The 16536-nt window shown below is 72.7% G+C and carries 11 protein-coding genes; 4 read left to right on the top strand and 7 right to left on the bottom strand.

Annotated features, from left to right (window positions below; translation table 11 throughout):
- Nucleotides 1-42: 42 nt before the first annotated feature.
- On the bottom strand, nucleotides 43-3549 hold the full coding sequence (locus POL25_RS07355; protein WP_272085193.1) for a CHAP domain-containing protein: 3507 nt from the start codon (nucleotides 3547-3549) through the stop codon (nucleotides 43-45).
- Between the two features lie 475 nt (nucleotides 3550-4024).
- Between POL25_RS07355 and POL25_RS07350 the strand changes: the two genes are divergently transcribed.
- Complete coding sequence (locus tag POL25_RS07350; protein WP_272085192.1) at nucleotides 4025-6787, top strand: serine/threonine-protein kinase; 2763 nt, start codon at nucleotides 4025-4027, stop codon at nucleotides 6785-6787.
- Nucleotides 6788-6993: 206 nt separating this feature from the next.
- On the top strand, nucleotides 6994-7857 hold the full coding sequence (locus POL25_RS07345) for a sigma-70 family RNA polymerase sigma factor (RefSeq protein ID WP_272085191.1): 864 nt from the start codon (nucleotides 6994-6996) through the stop codon (nucleotides 7855-7857).
- Nucleotides 7858-8348: 491 nt separating this feature from the next.
- On the opposite strand, the gene POL25_RS07340 is transcribed toward POL25_RS07345, so the two are convergent.
- The 3 genes from POL25_RS07340 to POL25_RS07330 form a co-directional block, all read right to left on the bottom strand.
- Nucleotides 8349-8789 (bottom strand): hypothetical protein, encoded by a 441-nt coding sequence (locus POL25_RS07340; RefSeq protein ID WP_272085190.1) that lies wholly within the window; start codon nucleotides 8787-8789, stop codon nucleotides 8349-8351.
- Between the two features lie 594 nt (nucleotides 8790-9383).
- Complete coding sequence (locus POL25_RS07335; RefSeq protein ID WP_272085189.1) at nucleotides 9384-9668, bottom strand: hypothetical protein; 285 nt, start codon at nucleotides 9666-9668, stop codon at nucleotides 9384-9386.
- 54 nt (nucleotides 9669-9722) lie between these two features.
- Nucleotides 9723-11129 carry an inorganic phosphate transporter gene (locus POL25_RS07330; protein WP_272085188.1) on the bottom strand — a complete coding sequence of 469 codons (1407 nt, stop codon included), beginning with the start codon at nucleotides 11127-11129 and terminating at the stop codon, nucleotides 9723-9725.
- Between the two features lie 292 nt (nucleotides 11130-11421).
- Between POL25_RS07330 and POL25_RS07325 the strand changes: the two genes are divergently transcribed.
- Nucleotides 11422-12282: an Ig-like domain-containing protein gene (locus POL25_RS07325; RefSeq protein ID WP_272085187.1), complete on the top strand. Its 861-nt coding sequence runs from the start codon at nucleotides 11422-11424 to the stop codon at nucleotides 12280-12282.
- A complete protein-coding gene (locus POL25_RS07320) occupies nucleotides 12279-12656 on the top strand; it encodes a hypothetical protein (protein WP_272085186.1) in 378 nt (125 codons plus the stop codon). The genes POL25_RS07325 and POL25_RS07320 overlap by 4 nt, the downstream gene beginning before the upstream one ends.
- Before the next feature lie 130 nt (nucleotides 12657-12786).
- Here POL25_RS07320 and POL25_RS07315 read toward each other — a convergent pair whose 3' ends face one another.
- The 3 genes from POL25_RS07315 to POL25_RS07305 all read right to left on the bottom strand — a co-directional run bounded on the left by POL25_RS07315 (nucleotide 12787) and on the right by POL25_RS07305 (nucleotide 16530).
- Complete coding sequence (locus tag POL25_RS07315; RefSeq protein ID WP_272085185.1) at nucleotides 12787-14463, bottom strand: hypothetical protein; 1677 nt, start codon at nucleotides 14461-14463, stop codon at nucleotides 12787-12789.
- A 103-nt stretch (nucleotides 14464-14566) separates the two neighbouring features.
- Nucleotides 14567-15796 (bottom strand): ABC transporter permease, encoded by a 1230-nt coding sequence (locus tag POL25_RS07310; protein ID WP_272085184.1) that lies wholly within the window; start codon nucleotides 15794-15796, stop codon nucleotides 14567-14569.
- Nucleotides 15793-16530 carry an ABC transporter ATP-binding protein gene (locus POL25_RS07305; protein ID WP_272085183.1) on the bottom strand — a complete coding sequence of 246 codons (738 nt, stop codon included), beginning with the start codon at nucleotides 16528-16530 and terminating at the stop codon, nucleotides 15793-15795. The genes POL25_RS07310 and POL25_RS07305 overlap by 4 nt, the downstream gene beginning before the upstream one ends.
- Nucleotides 16531-16536 lie beyond the last annotated feature (6 nt).

Below are 16536 nucleotides of genomic sequence, written 5' to 3'. Positions count from 1 at the left end.
CCCGTGAATGGCGAGACCACGGCGGTCTCGCCACCGGCCCGATCATTTGGCGATCAGGGTGAGGTTGTCGAACCAGATGTCCGTGCTGCCGCCGTCGCTGCCGCCGCCGAGGCGGACGACGATGCGCTTGCCGACGGCGACGTCGCCAGCCTTGACCGTGTGGGTGACGCCCTTGACGGCCGTCCAATCGTTGCCGGCCGAGAACTTCTCGGTGGCGAGCGGCTTGAAGGTCATGATGTCGCTGGTGTTGGTGAGGTAGCCGATCTGGAACGGGACCTTGCCGGTCTTGTCACCACCGCCGTTGACGTGGCCCTTGAAGGTGTAGGTCGTGCCGGCCTCGAAGGTCGCGTCGAGGATCTGGCCGACGGTCTCGGAGCCGGCGGAGTAGTAGCCGAAGCGCAGGCCGAGGCCCTGCCTACCCGGGCGGTCGTGAAGCTCGTGGAGGGTCCAGGCGCCCTCCGGGCCCCAGTTCTGGAGCCGGTCACCCGGCTTGCCGTAGGCGGGGATCGACTCCATCGTGCCGTTGGCGAGCGACATCGCGGCGCCGCCGCCGTCGCTCACGCCAGCGTCGTTCGACCAGCGCGAGGTGCTCAGCACGTCGGGCTTGCCGCTCTTGAGCACGTGGTAGGTGCTGCGCACGCGGTATTGATAGCCGGCGTCGGCGGCGACCGGCTTGTGGCATTGCCAGACCTCCTTGGTGCCGGTGACCCGGAAGTAGTCCTCCTTCGGCATCGGCTGCCACGGCGCGTGGATGTCGGGCTGCCACTCGACCTGGAACTTGCTGCCGTAGGTGCTGGTATCGACCCATTTGACGAGCAGGCCCTGCGGGCAGTTCTTGTGCGCGGGCACGGTGGGCAGCGGCACCGGGGCGGGCAATGGATAGACGACGTGCGGGGTCGAGGGCGCCGACACGCAGTTGTTGGTGGGATCGAAGCCGATCACCCGCAGCCAGATCTGCTGGTTCATGAACGGGCTCACGTCGATGTCGACCGGGCCGGCCTTGGCGTTGGTCTCCTGCACGGTGAGCCACGGGCCGTTGGTGCCGCGGGCGTACTCGATGCGGGTGGCGAAGCTGGCGGGGGCGTCGTAGGTGAACTCGACCTTGCTGCGGCGCGGGTCGTCGAGGTTGGTGACCCGCGTCAACACCGGCTTGGTGCCGCCCGCCGGGCAGGCCTTGCTGGTCTGCCGCAGGTAGGTCACCGGCGCCGAGCCGACGCCGTCGCTGAGGGTGCGCTCGCCGTTGAAGATCGCCTTGACGGAGTACTGGGCGTCGACCTTGGCCATGTCGACGTAGCTCTTCTTGTCGCTGCTGACGGTGGCGATCGGCGAGGCCGACCACACCGGCTCGCTGAGCTGTTTGCGGTAGATCTCGTAGGAGGTGACGCGGTGGTTGGTGTCCTGCCACTTGAGCAGGGCGCCGTCGGAGCTGTCCTTGGCGACGGTGACGTTGACGGGCGGGCGCATGCGCCGGCCCTCGACCGGCAGCGAGGCGGTGACATTGGTCTCCTTGCAGGCGCCCTTGACCGCGAACACGCGGTAACGATAGCTGCGGTCCTCGATCGGCAGCGGGTTGGGGTCGGCGAAGGTGACCTTGCCGGTGCCCTGCTTGCCGTCGATGCGGTACTGCACCAGCGCGCCCGACTCGTTGTCGGTCCAGCGCTTGATGATGAACTCGGTCTCGTTGGTGGCGTTGTCGGTGAACTCGAGGGTGGCGCGGTCGACCCGGGTGGTGATCTTCTCGATCTCGGGGGCGCGCGGCGGGCTCTTGGGGATGACGACAGGGGATTGCGGGGCGGGCGGCGAGACCAGGGGCTTGCCCTCGGGGGTCTGGAACAGGGCGCGCACGCTGTAGAAATAGTGCTTGCCGGGGCTGGCCTCGATGTCGTTGTAGGTCAGCACGGTCGGCAGGGTGGAGGCGATCGGCTGCAGCTGGCCGCCCTCCTCGCGGCGCATGATCTCGTATTTCTTGAGGTGGGCCGCGGTCGCGGCGGGGTCGGGCTTCCAGGTCAGCTTGACGCCGGCGCAGTCGTCGTTGACGAGCGGGCTGACGAGCGGGGCCTCGGCCACGCAGTCGCGCGCGAACACGACGGGGTCGGTCCAGGCCGACGGCTTGCCGGCGCGGTACGACCGCAGGCGCACGGTGTAGTTGGCGTCGACGGCGGCGTCGAAGCTGTGCGTGAGGCCGACAGCCGGGACGATCACCGGCTTGGGCTTGGGGACCTGCGTGCTCGGACCGGTGAACTCGAGCTCGTAGCTCTCGCCGCCGGCCGCGGCGACCCACGAGGCGTCGAGCTTGCCGTCGCCGCACCGCATCGCCAGCTTGGGCCGCTGCGGCAGCGGGGCCGGGGTGGTGTTGTTGGGCGCCGGGGTGGTGAACACGCCGTCGGCGGTGGTGGCGGAGACGTCGGAGTAATTGAAGGTGCGGACGCTGACGCTGTAGTTGGTGGCCCCGAACAAGCTGACGAGCTTGTGCTCGCGGTCCTGGGGGCCGTTGCCGGGGATGACGGTACCGTCGACGGGGCCGACGGTGACCGGGTTGCCGATGCCGCGGCTGTAGACGATCTGGTACTGCGTCTTGGTGCTGCCGGCGTAATTGGGGCAGGCGGACTTCCAGCGCAGGAACATCTGGCCGTAGACCTTGGGCACGAAGTCGGCGGTGACCAGGCTCGGCGGCTCGAGGTTGACGCCGGTCATCGCCGGCGACTGCTTGATCTTGGCGCCGACGATCGGCGGGTCGACCATCTCGCGCTCGAGCACGTACTCGAATTGCGAGCAGGTCGGGACGTCCTCGAAGGTGTCGGTGTAGATGTCGCGGACGTTCTTGACCGGCTTCGTCCACTGCTCGTGAAGCACCTTGGTGCCGCCCTCGAACTTCCAGATCTTGCGATGGAGGCGGAACTTGGCCCGGCTGCAGGCGGAGGTGCCGAACGAGATCTCGACGGTGCCGCGCTTGGCCAGCTTGTCGTTGGGGTCGGGCTTGACGAAGGCGTGGCTGATCTTCAGCGGGTCCTCGCAGCGCTCGCCCTCGGCCGGGAACAGGCTGCCGAACGCGCGCACGAACGCGAACGGGGTGTCCTTGTCGCGCGCCTCCTTGACGTTGATGCAGCGGTCGCCCTTGAACACGCCCGGGGTCCAGTTGTACTCGCTGACCTTGACCCAATCGCCGACCACGCAGTCGACGACGGCGACGTGGCCGGCCCCGTAGGCCTGGTTCTGGTACGGCTGGCTGACCATGACGGTGCCAGGCTCGGGGTTGTCCTGCACGCAGGTGACGCCGGACTCACCGCTGCATTTGGGGTATTCGGCCCAGGTCCAGGCGTTGCCGGAGTGCTTGAGCTTGGAGCGGTAATTGGCGTACTCGACGCATTCGACGTGGCCGACGGTGGTGGTCCAATTCTTGGGCGGCGCCGGAATGTTGGGACACTTGGCGTGGCAGTCGGCTTCGGTAAGGGGCGCGGCGGCGGCGGTGCCGGCGGCGCCGAGGACGAGGGCAGACAGGACGGCGGGGCTGCAGCGCGAAATGGCAATGCGGGAGATCGGGCGAATCATGACAGTGGCACCTGTGCGCGAGGACGCGAGCGACGGCGGCGGGCGCGGCGACGATTCGCAAGCGCGCGCACCGGCCGAGCCCGCTGGCCCCTCGCGGGGATGACAGGGCGGCCGTCGCGATGTCGCAGGGCGATGAGACGAAAATCGTGGGCGCGCGACCGCACCGCGGCCGCGGGGCTCGCACGCGGGACGATCGAGCTCGAGTGCGGCGCTCGAGGGCCGGGCAATGCGAAGTTCGACAGCGGCCGCGGCAGCGGGCGATCGCCGTGATGTGAATCGGGTCGGGCCCGAGTGATATGTCTTTTGAGACATGTCGAGGCGCAGATCCACGCGAGCTTCGGCCGCGCTCGCGCGCCGCGGTCGGCTCGCTTCCTTGTTATCGTGGCGGCGCGGCGATGACGGACGGCGAGGGCAGGGCGAGCGCGGGGGGCCGGCGAGCGGCGGGTCTCGTCGTGGTGCGCGCGGGGGCGACGGCGTGAGCGGGTTCGGCGACTGCCTCGCGGAGCACACGCTCGACGCCTTGAGTCGTGGGCGGCTGTCGCCGGCCGAGCAGGCCGCCGCGGCGCGGCACCTCGACGGCTGCGACGCTTGCCGCGAGCTGCTGGCCGCGCTCGCGCGGGTGGAGGTCGGCGAGGTCGAGTCGAACCTGGCGACGCGGCCGCGCGGCGTCGCGGCGCCCCGGCTCGCCGCGGGCGACCGGATCGGCCGCTACACCGTGCTCCACCTCGTCGGCGCTGGCGCCATGGGCACCGTGTACGCGGCGTACGATCCCGAGCTCGATCGCCGCGTCGCCCTCAAGCTCGTGCATCACGGCTTGCTCGCCGGCGACGCGCGCGAGGCCGCGGCGGCGCGGCTGTTGCGGGAGGCCCAGGCGCTCGCGCGGCTGTCCGATCCCAACATCGTCACCGTGTTCGACGCCGGGCGCTTCGAGGGTCAGGTGTTCCTCGCCATGGAGTTCGTCGAGGGCGGCACCTTGCGGCAGTGGCTCATGGTCGAGCGGCGGTCGCCGGCGGCGATCGTGGCCATGTTCGTCGCGGCCGGGCGGGGGCTGGCGGCCTTGCACGGGGCCGGGCTGGTGCACCGCGACTTCAAGCCCGACAACGTGTTGGTCGGCGGCGACGGGCGCGTGCGGGTGTCCGACTTCGGGCTCGTGCGCGTCGCGCCGGCCGCCACTGCCAGCATCGAGGAGACGTTCGATCCGGCGCGGCCGCTGCCGACCGGCGGCGAGGCCATGACGCGCACCGGGGCGCTGCTCGGCACGCCCGCGTACATGGCCCCGGAGCTGTGGCAGGGCGCCCAGGCCGACGCGCGCAGCGATCAGTTCGCGTTCTGCGTCGCGCTGCACGAGGCGCTGCAGGGGGCGCGGCCGTTCACGGCGGCGGTGCTGTCGGGCGCCGCGGGCGGGCGGATGGTCGCGCAGGGTGACCGGATCCCCGCCGGCTTGCGCGCGCCGCTGGCGATCGGCCTGGCGCGCGCGCCGGAGCGGCGGCACGCGTCGATGGCGGCGTTGCTGGCGGCGCTGGGGCGCGGGCTGACGGCGGCGCGGCGGCGGCGGACGGCGCTGCTGGGGCTGGGCGTGGGGCTGTGCGCCGGGCTGTCCGCGTGGGGTTGGCAGCACGCCCAGGCGCGGGAGCTGGCGGGGCGCGAGGCGGCGTGCGTGGCCGCGGGGGCGCGCATCGAAGCGGTCTGGGGCGCCGCGGCGCGGGCGGACGTCGAGCGCTCGTTCGCGGCCACCGGCAAGTCGTTCGCGCCGACGACCTTCGCCAAGACGGCGCCGTGGCTCGACCGCTGGGCCGCCGACTGGCGCGGGGCGGCGGAGACGGCCTGCAGGGCGCACACGCTCGCCGGCACCTGGGACGCCGAGCTGCGGGCGCGCGCCGAGGACTGCCTCGACGAGGCGCGGGCCGGCTTCGCCGCTCTGGTGGACGAGCTGCGCGACGCCGACGCCGTGGCGCTGACGCAGGCCACCAACGCCGCCGCCGAGCTGACGCCTGCCTCGCGCTGCACCCAGCCGGCGGCGCTGCGCGAGCGGCCCGACGTGCCGCAGGCGCAGCGCAGCGCCGCCCGCGAGCTATGGGTCCGGCTGGCACGCGCGCGCTCGTTGCAGGCGGTGGGCGACTACGCGGCGGCGCAGGCGGCCGCGCACGCGGCGATGGCGGCGGCGCGGGCCTCGGGGCTGCCGGAGCTGATCGCCGAGGCCGAGTTCCGCGAGGCCGGGCTGCACGAGAAGCGCGGCGACTATGCGGCCGCGGAGGCCGGCCTGCTGCGCGCGCTGGCGGCCGCCGAGGGGGCGCGGGCGCGCGGCCTGGCGCTGGCGGTCACGACCGACCTGGTCTACGTGGTCGGCTACGCGGCGGCGCGGCCCGCCGAGGGGCGGGTGTGGGCCCGCTCGGCGCAGACGCAGCTGGCGCTGCACCCGGGGGCCTCGCCGCTCGACGAGGCCCACCTCGACAGCCGGCTGGCCAGCGTCGACGACGTGGTCGGCGACTACGCCGAGGCGGCGCGCCTGCACGCGCGCGCGCTGGCGGTGCGCGAGCAGCAGCTGGGCCCGTGGCACCCCGACGTCGCGCGCAGCCTGGTCGGCCTGGCCGCGGCTCGCCAGGCGCAGGGCGAGCTGGACGCCGCGAGCGAGCTGTACGGGCGCGCCCTGACCATCCAGCAGCGCGTGTTCGGGCCCGAGCACCCCGACGTGGCGATGACGCTGCACAACCTCGCCGGGGTCCGCTACGGCGCGGGCGCGCTCGACGACGCCGCCGGCTTCTACGAGCGCGCCCTGGCGATCGCCGAGCGGGTGCTGGGCCCCGACCACCCCGGCGTCGCCGACACGCTGAAGGACCTCGGGGTGGTCCAGCGGGCCCGCGGGGAACTGGCGGCGTCGCTGCGGCTGCAGACCCGGGCGCTGGCGATCTACGAGCGCGCGCTCGGGCCCGACCACCCGCGCGTCGGCAACAGCCTGAACAGCCTGGCGCTGGTGCAGCGCGACCTGGGCGCGCCGGCCGAGGCGGAGCGGCTGCACACGCGCGCGCTGGCGCTGTTCGAGCGGGCGCTGGGGCCCGATCACACCGAGGTCGGCGGGGTGCTCTACAACCTGGCGGAGCTGCGCAGCGAGGCCGGGGCGCACGCCGAGGCGGCGGCGCTGATGCGTCGCGCGCACGCGATCTACGCGGCGGCCCTCGGGCCGCAGCACCCGGAGACAGTCGATATGGCGCGGGAGCTCGCGCAGCTCGAAGCGCGCTGAGGCGGGTCGCGCAGGCCGCGGAGCGAATTGCGTCGAGGCTCCGACGAGCGCGGCGCAGGTGCACGCGGCTCGCAGCGCGCCGACGCTCCGACGAGCTTCGCGCACGAGCACGCGGCTCGCAGCGCGCCGATGCCACGAGAAGCAGCGAGCTCGTGCGCGCGCGGCTTTACGGTCCCGGGGGCCGGCAGTATCGTCGCGCCGCGGCGATGCGCGACGAGACCATCCTTGAGCACGCGCCCGTGCGCGCCACGGAGCCCGATCCCGCCGCCGAGGCGCTGCGGTCCCGCCTGTACGCCGAGGGCCGCGCCGCCTGGCCGGGCCTCGACCTCGCGCGCGCGGACTTCGTGGCCCACCTCGACCGCCACGCCGGCGCGTGCGAGCTGGCGGCCCTTCACGCGGCCGATTTTTACCTCGCGTGCGCCTGCCACCGGCGCCTCGCGGGCGCGTCGGCGGCGATCCAGGCCCGCCACGGCGGCGAGCTCGAGGCCGTGCTGCGGAGCCGCAACGTCCCGCCGGCGCACCGCGACGACCTGCGCCAGGCGCTGTGGGAGAAGCTGCTCGTCGGTCGCCCGGACGCACCGGCCAAGATCGGCGACTACGCCGGCCGCGGTCCGCTCGGCGGCTGGCTGCGGGTCGCCGCCGTGCGCATGGCCCTCAACTTCCGCGAGCAGGCGCGCACCGATCGCCTGGTGCCCGCGGCCGAGCTGGTCGAGGCCCACCACCCCGCGTCGCCCGACCCCGAGCTGTCGTTCCTCAAGTCGCAGTACCGCCGCGAGGTCGAGCAGGCGCTGCGCGACGCGCTCGCCGGCCTCGAGACCGACGAGCGCAACGTGCTGCGCCTGTATTTCCTCGACCGCCTGAGCATCGACCGGATCGCCGCGGTCTACGGCATCCACCGCGCGACCGCGGCCCGCTGGGTGACGCGCGGCCGCGAGGCGCTGCTGCGCGGGACGCAGGCGCTGCTCGAGCGCCAGCTCAAGGTCGAACGCGCCGAGGTCGACAGCATCCTCGGCCTGGTGCGCAGCCAGCTCGAGCTGTCGATGAGCGGCCTGTTCCGCGCGCGGGAGTGAGGCGCGGGCGAGCCGCGAGCGCCGATCCACTTGCGACGGAGCGGTGGCCGCGAGCGGTGGCCGGGAGTGAGGCGCGGGCGAGCGAGCCGGAGCGACGGGCCGCGGATGACGAGCCGCGGCCGCGAGCGGGCGAACGGGGGGCCAGGAGTGAGGCGCGGCGGGCGAGCCGGAGCGACGGGTCGCGGATGACGAGCAGCAGCTCCGCGGTGGCCGCGAGCGGGGGAGCGGGGGGCTGGGAGTGATGCGCGGCGAGCGAGCCGCGAGCCGAGCGACGGACCGGTGGTGGCGAGCGAGCCGGGAGTGACTGTCGCGCGGGTGACGAGCGGCGAGATAGGCGGCCGCGAGCGGGGAGCGGGGGGCCAGTGATTCGGGCTCGCACGGGCCCGTCGCACCGGCTGTCGCTCGCTGGACGGGTTAGCCCGAGACGCGCCCGGCGGGCGCGTGACCTGCGTGGCGAGACCGCGGGCGAGCCCGAATCACTGGCCCTCCGCTCAGCCGAGGAACTGACAGCCGCAGCCGCAGCTGTTGTAGAACGGGACCCACCCGACCTCGCAGATGAAGAGGATCTGCTGGCACAGGTCCTGGCTGTGCGACACGAACGTGCGGCCCGGCTCGGCGCACAGGATCGGCTGCGGCACCTCGGCGCACACGCCGGCGCAGCTCGGCCCGCCGACGAAGGCCTCGCAGTCGTCGTCGGGGTCGTCGATGCAGACCTGTCCTTCGGAGCAGGTGAGTCCGAGCGCCTCGCCGCACGGGACCGCCTCGCAGCGGCCGGGGCAGGGCCCGCGCAGCGGATCGCAGGCGTCGTCGGGGTCGTCCTCGCACAGCGTCCCGAACGGGCACGGCAGATCGCCCGGCGCGCCGCACGGGGGCGGCGGAGGCGGCGGTGCGACCAGATCGCAACCTGTCCCGACGGCCAGGAGAGCGGACATGGCCGCGGCCAAGCACATGCGTCGCACCATCTCGCTCGCCCCCTGGAGCCGCGGCAGCCGCGACGTCCCGGCGAACAGTCTGAAACGAAGTCCGCGGCCGGCTACCGCGGGCGCCTCGCCGCTGTGCCGCGGGCCACGCCGCGTCCGCATGGCGGAGCGAGCCGCGGAAGCGGGCGAGCAGCCGCTCGCTCGCCGACCAGGCGAACGAGGCGCGTCGTGCTCGGCCGCCGGTCGTGCTGCGAGCCCTGCGCCACGGGTCTCGAAGGGCAGGCTGCACCGGTCGCCGCCGTGCGATTGCCGTCACGCCGCCTCGCGGGGCTCTGGGGGGCGCACGGCCCGGCGCGTCACCCGGCGCATGCTCGTCGCAAGCGCGAGCGGGTCACGTCGCGTTTCGATGTGGCTCGAGCTCGCGGCACGCGCCGCGCGGGCGGGCCAGCATCACGCCGCGCGTGCACGCCCGCGAGGCGCGCCCGCATGACGCGAGCGCGTCACTCGCCGCTTCGCGCCGCATGTCACGACGCTTGCCACTCGGCGCGTCACGCGGCGCGCCCGAGCGTCACGCCGCCGGTGCGTCACTCGGCGCGTCACGCCGCGTCACTCGGCGCGCACGTGCGTCGGCACGATGTAGGTCTCGTCCTCGTCGCCGAGCTTGATCGTCCAGCAGTCGGCGCGCGCGGCCACCAGCGTGAAGCGGGTCTTGGCGCGCAGCTTGCCGTCGCCGAGGCGGTCCTGGCCGCAGCCGCTGTCGAAGAAGGGCGTCTCGCGGGTGACGGAGTACGTGCCGCCGATGTTGGCGTCGGGCGACTTCGTCGACTTGTCACAGGCGATCGCCGCGATCGCCAGCACGGGCACGAGGAACCAGGACCTGCTGCTGGGCATCGAGAGCGGACCTCCGGCGCGCACTATAGCCGCTCGCCCGGGCGCGACGCCGCGCTAACAGAGCATCGCGCGGAACACCAGGAACAGCACGCCGGCCAGCAGCATCGAGGCCGGCAGCGTCAGCACCCACGCCGAGGCGATCTTCACCACCGTGGCGGCCTGTAGCCCGGCGCGCTGGGCGACCATGGTGCCTGCGACCCCCGAGGACAGCACGTGCGTGGTGCTGACCGGCAGACCGAGGCCGGCGGAGATCCCGATCGTGCTCATCGCCACCAGCTCGGCCGAGGCGCCCTGGGCGTAGGTCAGGTGCTCTTTGCCGATCTTCTCGCCGACGGTCACGACGATGCGCTTCCAGCCGACCATGGTGCCGACGCCGAGCGACAGCGCGACGCAGAACAGGACCCAGTTGGGCGCGTAGTCGGTCAGCTCGCGCAGGTCGGCGCGCGCCTCTTTGATCCGCCTGGACTCGTCCTTCGGCACCACCAGCGCGCCCGACTGGTCGAGCTTCTTCAGCGTCGAGTCGATCAGCAGCACGTCGCGGCGGACCGCGAAGCGCTGATCGGCCGGGACCTGCTCGGGGTGGGTCGCGGAGCCGAGGGTGGCCTTCAGCGACTGCAGCTCGTCCTCGACCTCGTCGAGCTGCTTGCGCACGTCGGGGGCCGACGTCGCCGCGGTCCCGAGCGCGTCGTGGATCGTCACCACCGCCGCCTCGGCCTGGCGCATCTGCGCCTCGCTCAGCGCCAGGTTGATGGCGAACCCGGCCGGGACCACGCCCATCAGGATCAGCATCACCAGGCCGACGCCTTTCTGGCCGTCGTTGGAGCCGTGGGCGAAGCTGACCCCGGTGCAGGTGAAGATGAGGACGCCGCGGATCCACGGCGGCGGCGGGCGCGAGCCGAGCGGCGCGCGGTACAGCTGCGGGTCGCGGATCAGCCGCTTCGACAGCAGCAGCAGCAGCGCCGCCAGGGTGAAGCCGATCAGCGGCGACAACAGCAGCGCCAGGCCGACGTCCCAGACCTTGGCCCAGTTGACGCCGGCGCCGAACTCGTGGCCCGGCAGCATCGAGTTGGCGATGCCGACCCCGAGGATCGCGCCGATCATCGTGTGCGAGCTCGAGGACGGCAGGCCGAGGTACCAGGTGCCGAGGTTCCACAGCGTCGCCGCCAGCAGCAGCGACAGGATCATCGCCAGCCCGAGGCCGACGCCGCTCGACACCAGCAGCTCGATCGGCAGCAGGTGGATGATGCTGAGCGCGACCGCGAGCCCGCCGACGAACACGCCGAGGAAGTTGCAGATGCCCGACAGGATGACCGCCGTCCACGGCCGCAGCGACCGGGTGTAGATCACCGTCGCCACCGCGTTGGCCGTGTCGTGGAAGCCGTTGACGAATTCGAACCCGAACGCGATGAGGAGCGAGACGACGAGCAAAAATCCGGTCGTCGTCGTCAGTCCGTGGAACATCGCCTCCATGAGGTTCTCCTCGGTCGAGGCCGCCAGGAGGCCGCCTACGCCCGAAATCTACGCGGGGTCGAGCGGTCTGTCAGTCACGGGACGGCGGCAAAAACCGGCGAGAACGTGACACCTTGGTGACAACTGTGTGACGCGGCAGGCGAGCGGCCCCGCGCTCGATGCGCGCCTGAAGACTGCGTCGGGGTCGCCCGGTCTCCCTTGCGGCTGCCTCGCCGTCCGGTCAAGATCGAGGACGGACGCGGTCTGCGTCTCGATCTGGCCCTTACGACCTGTTCTTAAGTTTATGTCCTCAAGACCATGTGCCTTCTCCCGCCCGCTGCTCCTGGCGGGGCTCCTCGCCCTCGGTGGATGCCTCGACGACTGCAGCGATGCCCCCTACGACCCCCAGCCCGGCCCTGGCGAGCTCGGCAACGGCGAGTTCCATTTCCGCTGCATCGGCGCGGACGATCCGGCCTGTCCGACCGGCGAGTCGGTCGGCGACTTCCCGGTCCGCGTGGCCGTGGGCGCCCGCTTCGCCCTCGACTACACTTGGAACGAAGATCTCTCGCGGCCGCCGCCCGAACTCCGCACCGGCGCCGCCGAGCGCCTGAGCCTGAAGGCGGGGATCTTCACGGCCGTGGCCGCCGGCCACACCGCCGTCCTGGCGCTGCTGCCGGACAGCGCCATCGGCGACCTGATCCACGTGTTCGCGACGAGGCCGGCGACGCTGGCGATCCAGCACCAGCGCGTCGACTACGACGCGTACACGCTGGCGGCCGGGAGCGAGCTGGAGCTGGTGGCGATCGCCCGCGACACCGACCGCTACGTGCTCGCCGGCCTGCTCGCGTTCACCTTCGAGGTGGCCGACGACGGGGTGGTCGAGGTGGTCGGCACCGGCGACGGCCACGTGATCGTGCGCGCCGTCGCGGCCGGCAGCACGACCGTCAAGGCGAGCCTCGGCGACCTGGTGGCCGAGCTGGCGCTCACCGTCGAGTCGGGCGAACCACCGCTGACCACGACCGACGCGACGAGCGACAGCACGACCGACGAAAGCACGACCGACGCGAGCACGACCGACGCGAGCACGACCGACGCGACGAGCGACGGCACGACCGACGCCAGCACCGGGGACTCGACCTCCGACACGACGGGAGGTGCGCTGTGATCCGCTCCGCCTTCATGACCCTCGCCGCCGCCGGGCTGCTCGCCGCCTGCGGCCCGCGCTACCAGACGGTGACCTTCGAGGTGCGCAGCCAGCCGCCTGTGCCGGTGCGCCTGACCGGCGACGAGCTCGAGGTCCCGGTCGGCATCGCCGTCGCGGTCCACGTGACGATCGAGAGCAGCGCCCGCATCGAGTTCACCAACAAGGACGCGCTCGCGCTGGTCAGCCAGGACCGCGACGTCCTGCTGGCCGAGGCGACGCCCGGGGCCCACAACTTCGTGCTCGTCGGCGTGTCGGTCGGCGAGACCTGCATCGCCGTCGAGGTCGAGTACGAAGAAGAGGAGTGCATCCCCGTGCGCGTGGTCGCGGTCGACTGAGCGCGCCGGCCCGGCTCTCCGCAGGGGATGGGCGCCTGTTCGCAGGTGTCCATCACGACATGTCCCCCAGGACATGCTCAAGAGAGCATGTCCTGGACGACATGGCGTGATGGACATGTCCCCGGGGACCTCAGGCCTCGCCGCCCGCCGAGTGGACGGCCTGGGCCAGCCGCTTCTGCAGCGCGTCGGACTCCTTGTCGCTGGGGATCAGCGCCAGCAGCGACGACTGGGCCTCGGTCTGCGCGGTCGAGACCAGCGACGACAGCTCGCGCAGGTCCTCGGCGCTGACCTGGACGCCGTCGATGAAGCGCTGCGCCAGCACCAGGTCGACCTGCTGCAGGCGCCGCTGGTAGCCGTTGAACACCGCCAGGCGGGCGGCCGCGCGGGCGCCCGCGACCTCGACCAGGCGGCCCTGGAAGCCGACCTTGCCGAGCAGGGTGAACACGGTCCCGGCGCCGGCCAGCACGAGCGCCTGGAACGCGTCGTAGCCCTCGCGGAACGTCAGCAGCAGGCCGCCCGAGATCGCGGTGACGCCGACCAGGAACACCACGATCCACATGCCGACCGAGATCCAGGTGGCGACGCCGTCGCCGAGCGCGATCCAGCGGATGTGCTCGCGCTGGCGGTCGTCGAGGTCGGCCACCACCTTGCGCCGGCTCTCGAGGTCCTGGTGGCGGATCTGCAGGCGGTCGATCGCCACCGACCCGCCGAGCTCGATCAGCAGCCGGCGCGCGGCCGTCTCGCGGGTCATGTTGCCGCAGCGCAGCCCGGCCGCCAGCGTCTCGACCACCGCCGCGCGCTGCATGCTGCGCAGCGCCGACGCCAGCTTGTCGTCGCGGTCGCTGCTGGCGGTGGCGACGTCGAGGATCCGCTCGACCGCGCGCGAGGTGGTGAGCAGCAGCTCGAGCGCGCCGGCGGCCTCGAAGGCGACGCCGGGGCTGGCGCTGTCGAGCTCGGCCATCAGCAGGTCGGTCTGGGCGATGCCGAGGCGGCCGATCGCCCGCACCGCCAGGCCGACCATGTCGTAGTACTCGCGCCGGCGCCGGTTGGTGACGACGAAGCGCGCCAGCGTGTGCGAGGCCTCGGCCGCGCGCGAGGTGCCGCCGAAGCGGGCCATCACCGACACCGCGTCCCACGTGTACGAGGCGAACGGCGCGGCGTCGACGATCGCCTGCACGTGGTCGAACGCCTGCGCCAGCGGCGTGGCCCGCAGCGCCCGCAGCGCGGCGCTCTGGGCGTGCGTCGGGTCGACTGGCCCTTCGACCAGGTAGCGGTTGCCCGCCGGCACCGGCTGCGGCGCGCCGTCGATGCACCACAGCAGCGCCGCGACCGCGTCGCGGTCCTCGTGGTCGGCCGCCAGCAGCGCCCAGGCGAGGCAGCGCAGCTGCAGGCGCTCGCCGGTGTCCTCGGCCAGGGCGCGCGCGCGCGCCAGGGTCCACGCGTGGTGCTCCTTGCGCTCGTTGGCGGTGACGATCGTCCAGTAGCGGACCCACCGGTTGGGCTCGCGCGCGCGGTCGCTGGCCGCGTCCATCAGCGCGCGCGCCTCGGCGTCGTCGCCAGCGACCACCACCAGCGCCGACATCTGCCACGAGCGGGTCCACGAGCCCGGGTGCTCCTCGTCGTCGACGCGCCCGGCCGTGTCGGCGGACAGGATCTTGATCAGCGCCGCGCGCAGCGAGAACGCCGCCGGCGAGCCCTGCGACACCAGCACGCGCAGGTGGTCGAGCAGGTGCTCGCGGGCCTGCTCGCCGCCGTCGGCGAGCACCTGCAACATCTGATCGAGGTCGTTCGGCGGGGCGACGGGCATCAGCCCCGACTATACCCGACGGCCCCGGCGCGCGCCCGCAGCTCGCGGGCGGGGCGGGGACGTTTTCGCACGATGGCCCCGAGGACATGTCCCCGGGGACATGTCACTCGTAGCGCAGCGCCTGGATCGGGTCGAGGCGCGAGGCCTTGTGCGCCGGGTACAGGCCGAAGCCGACGCCGACCAGCGCGCTGCTGCCGAGCGCGAGGGCGACGATCTGCGGGTCGATCTTGGTCGCCCAGCCGAACTCCGTCGACAGGTAGGTGGCGACCCCGAAGCCGAGCGCGACGCCGAGGAGGCCGCCGACCGAGGCCAGCACCACCGCCTCGATCACGAACTGGATCCGGATGTCGCCCGGGCGGGCGCCGATCGCCATGCGCAGCCCGATCTCCCGCGTCCGCTCGGTCACGCTGACCAGCATGATGTTCATGATGCCGATGCCGCCGACCAGCAGGCTGACGAGGGCGATGCCGGCCAGCAGGCGCGTCATCGTCTCGGTGCCCTCCTGGCGGGCGCTGGCCGCCTCGGCCAGGCTGCTGACGGAGAAGTCGTCGGGCTCGTCGTCGCGCAGCTTGTGGCGCTCGCGCAGCAGCGTCGTGATCTCGGCCTGGGCCCGGCGGGTGTCGTCGGCCGAGGCCGCGCCGACGTAGATGCTGCCGCCGAGGTACTGCCGCAGGCCGCCCTGGACCTTGGCCGCGAACGTGCCGGCCGGGACCATCACCACGTCGTCGGCGTCCTGGCCGGTGGCCGCCTGGCCCTTGCGCGCCAGCACGCCGATGACCTCGTACGGGACGTTGTTGATCCGCACCGTCGCGCCGACGGCGTCGGCCGGGTTGCCGAACAGGTTGTCGACCACGGTGCCGCCGAGCACCGCGACCTTGGCCTTGGTGGCGACGTCCTGCTCGTTGAAGGGCCCGCCGTACTGGAAGGTCCAGTTGCGGATCTCGAAGTACTCCGGCGAGGTGCCCTCGGCCGAGGTGGTCCAGTTCTTACCCTCGCCGAGGATCTGCACGCTCTGGCGCAGGCTCGGCGCGACCTTGGTGACGTACAGCGTCTCCTTGCGGATCGCGTCGACGTCGGTCCACAGCAGCGTCGGCTGCGAGCCGGCCCCGCCGCGCACGCCGCTGGTCTGCGCCGACCCGGAGCGGATCACCAGCAGGTTGGTGCCCATCTTGTCGAACGCGCGCTGGACCTCGGCCTTGGCGCCCTCGCCGATCGCCACCATCGCGATCACGGAGCCCACGCCGATGATGATGCCGAGCACCGTCAAGAACGAGCGCATCTTGTTGAGCAAGAGCGCCAGCAAGGCCACGCGGAACGTGCTGAAGAGGTTCATGCGTCCCCCTCCTGGAAGTTGGCCAGCGCCGTGCGGGCGTCGACCGGCGCCTGCGCGACGTCCGACAGGATCTTGCCGTCGCGCATCATCACCACGCGGCTGGTGAACTCGGCGATGTCGGGCTCGTGGGTGACGAGCACGATGGTGATGCCCGAGCGGCCGAGCTCCTGGAACAGCGCCATGATCTCGAGGCTGGTGCGCGAGTCGAGGTTGCCGGTCGGCTCGTCGGCGAGGATCACCTTGGGCCGGTTGACGATCGCGCGGGCGATGGCGACGCGCTGCTGCTGGCCGCCCGACAGCTGCGCCGGCGTGTGGTCGAGCCGCTTGCCGAGGCCGACCTTCTCGAGCGAGAAGGTCGCCCGCTCGCGCCGCTCGGCCCCGCCGATGCCGGCGTAGACCATCGGCAGCTCGACGTTCTCCTGCGCGCTGGTGCGGGCCAGCAGGTTGAAGCTCTGGAACACGAAGCCGAGCACCTTGTTGCGGACCGTCGCCAGGTCGCCGCGCCCGAGCTTCGACACCTCTTTGCCGGCCAGCTTGTAGCTGCCGGAGGTCGGGCGGTCGAGGCAGCCGAGGATGTTCATCATCGTCGACTTGCCGGAGCCGGAGGTGCCCATGATGGCGACGAACTCGCCCGGCCGGACCGCCAGCGACACGCCGCGCAGCGCCCGGACCTCGACGTCCTCCATCGTGTAGGTCTTGACCAGATCGACGGCCTCGAGGATCGGCTCGGACATCGCCCT

The organism is Nannocystis bainbridge (assembly GCF_028368995.1).
In the GTDB taxonomy this organism is placed as follows: Bacteria; Myxococcota_A; Polyangia; order Nannocystales; family Nannocystaceae; genus Nannocystis; species Nannocystis bainbridge.
The sequence above is the reverse complement of the archived record's forward strand: the minus strand, read 5'-3'. Positions and strand labels throughout refer to the sequence as shown.

Bases quoted from the DNA above. Each gene is read 5' to 3' on its own strand.
- POL25_RS07330 (WP_272085188.1), bottom strand. From the start codon at position 11,129: ATGTTCCACGGACTGACGACGACGACCGGATTTTTGCTCGTCGTCTCG.
- POL25_RS07340 (WP_272085190.1), bottom strand. From the start codon at position 8,789: ATGTCCGCTCTCCTGGCCGTCGGGACAGGTTGCGATCTGGTCGCACCG.
- POL25_RS07355 (WP_272085193.1), bottom strand. From the start codon at position 3,549: ATGATTCGCCCGATCTCCCGCATTGCCATTTCGCGCTGCAGCCCCGCC.
- POL25_RS07315 (WP_272085185.1), bottom strand. From the start codon at position 14,463: ATGCCCGTCGCCCCGCCGAACGACCTCGATCAGATGTTGCAGGTGCTC.
- POL25_RS07305 (WP_272085183.1), bottom strand. From the start codon at position 16,530: ATGTCCGAGCCGATCCTCGAGGCCGTCGATCTGGTCAAGACCTACACG.
- POL25_RS07335 (WP_272085189.1), bottom strand. From the start codon at position 9,668: ATGCCCAGCAGCAGGTCCTGGTTCCTCGTGCCCGTGCTGGCGATCGCG.
- POL25_RS07310 (WP_272085184.1), bottom strand. From the start codon at position 15,796: ATGAACCTCTTCAGCACGTTCCGCGTGGCCTTGCTGGCGCTCTTGCTC.
- POL25_RS07345 (WP_272085191.1), top strand. From the start codon at position 6,994: ATGCGCGACGAGACCATCCTTGAGCACGCGCCCGTGCGCGCCACGGAG.
- POL25_RS07325 (WP_272085187.1), top strand. From the start codon at position 11,422: ATGTCCTCAAGACCATGTGCCTTCTCCCGCCCGCTGCTCCTGGCGGGG.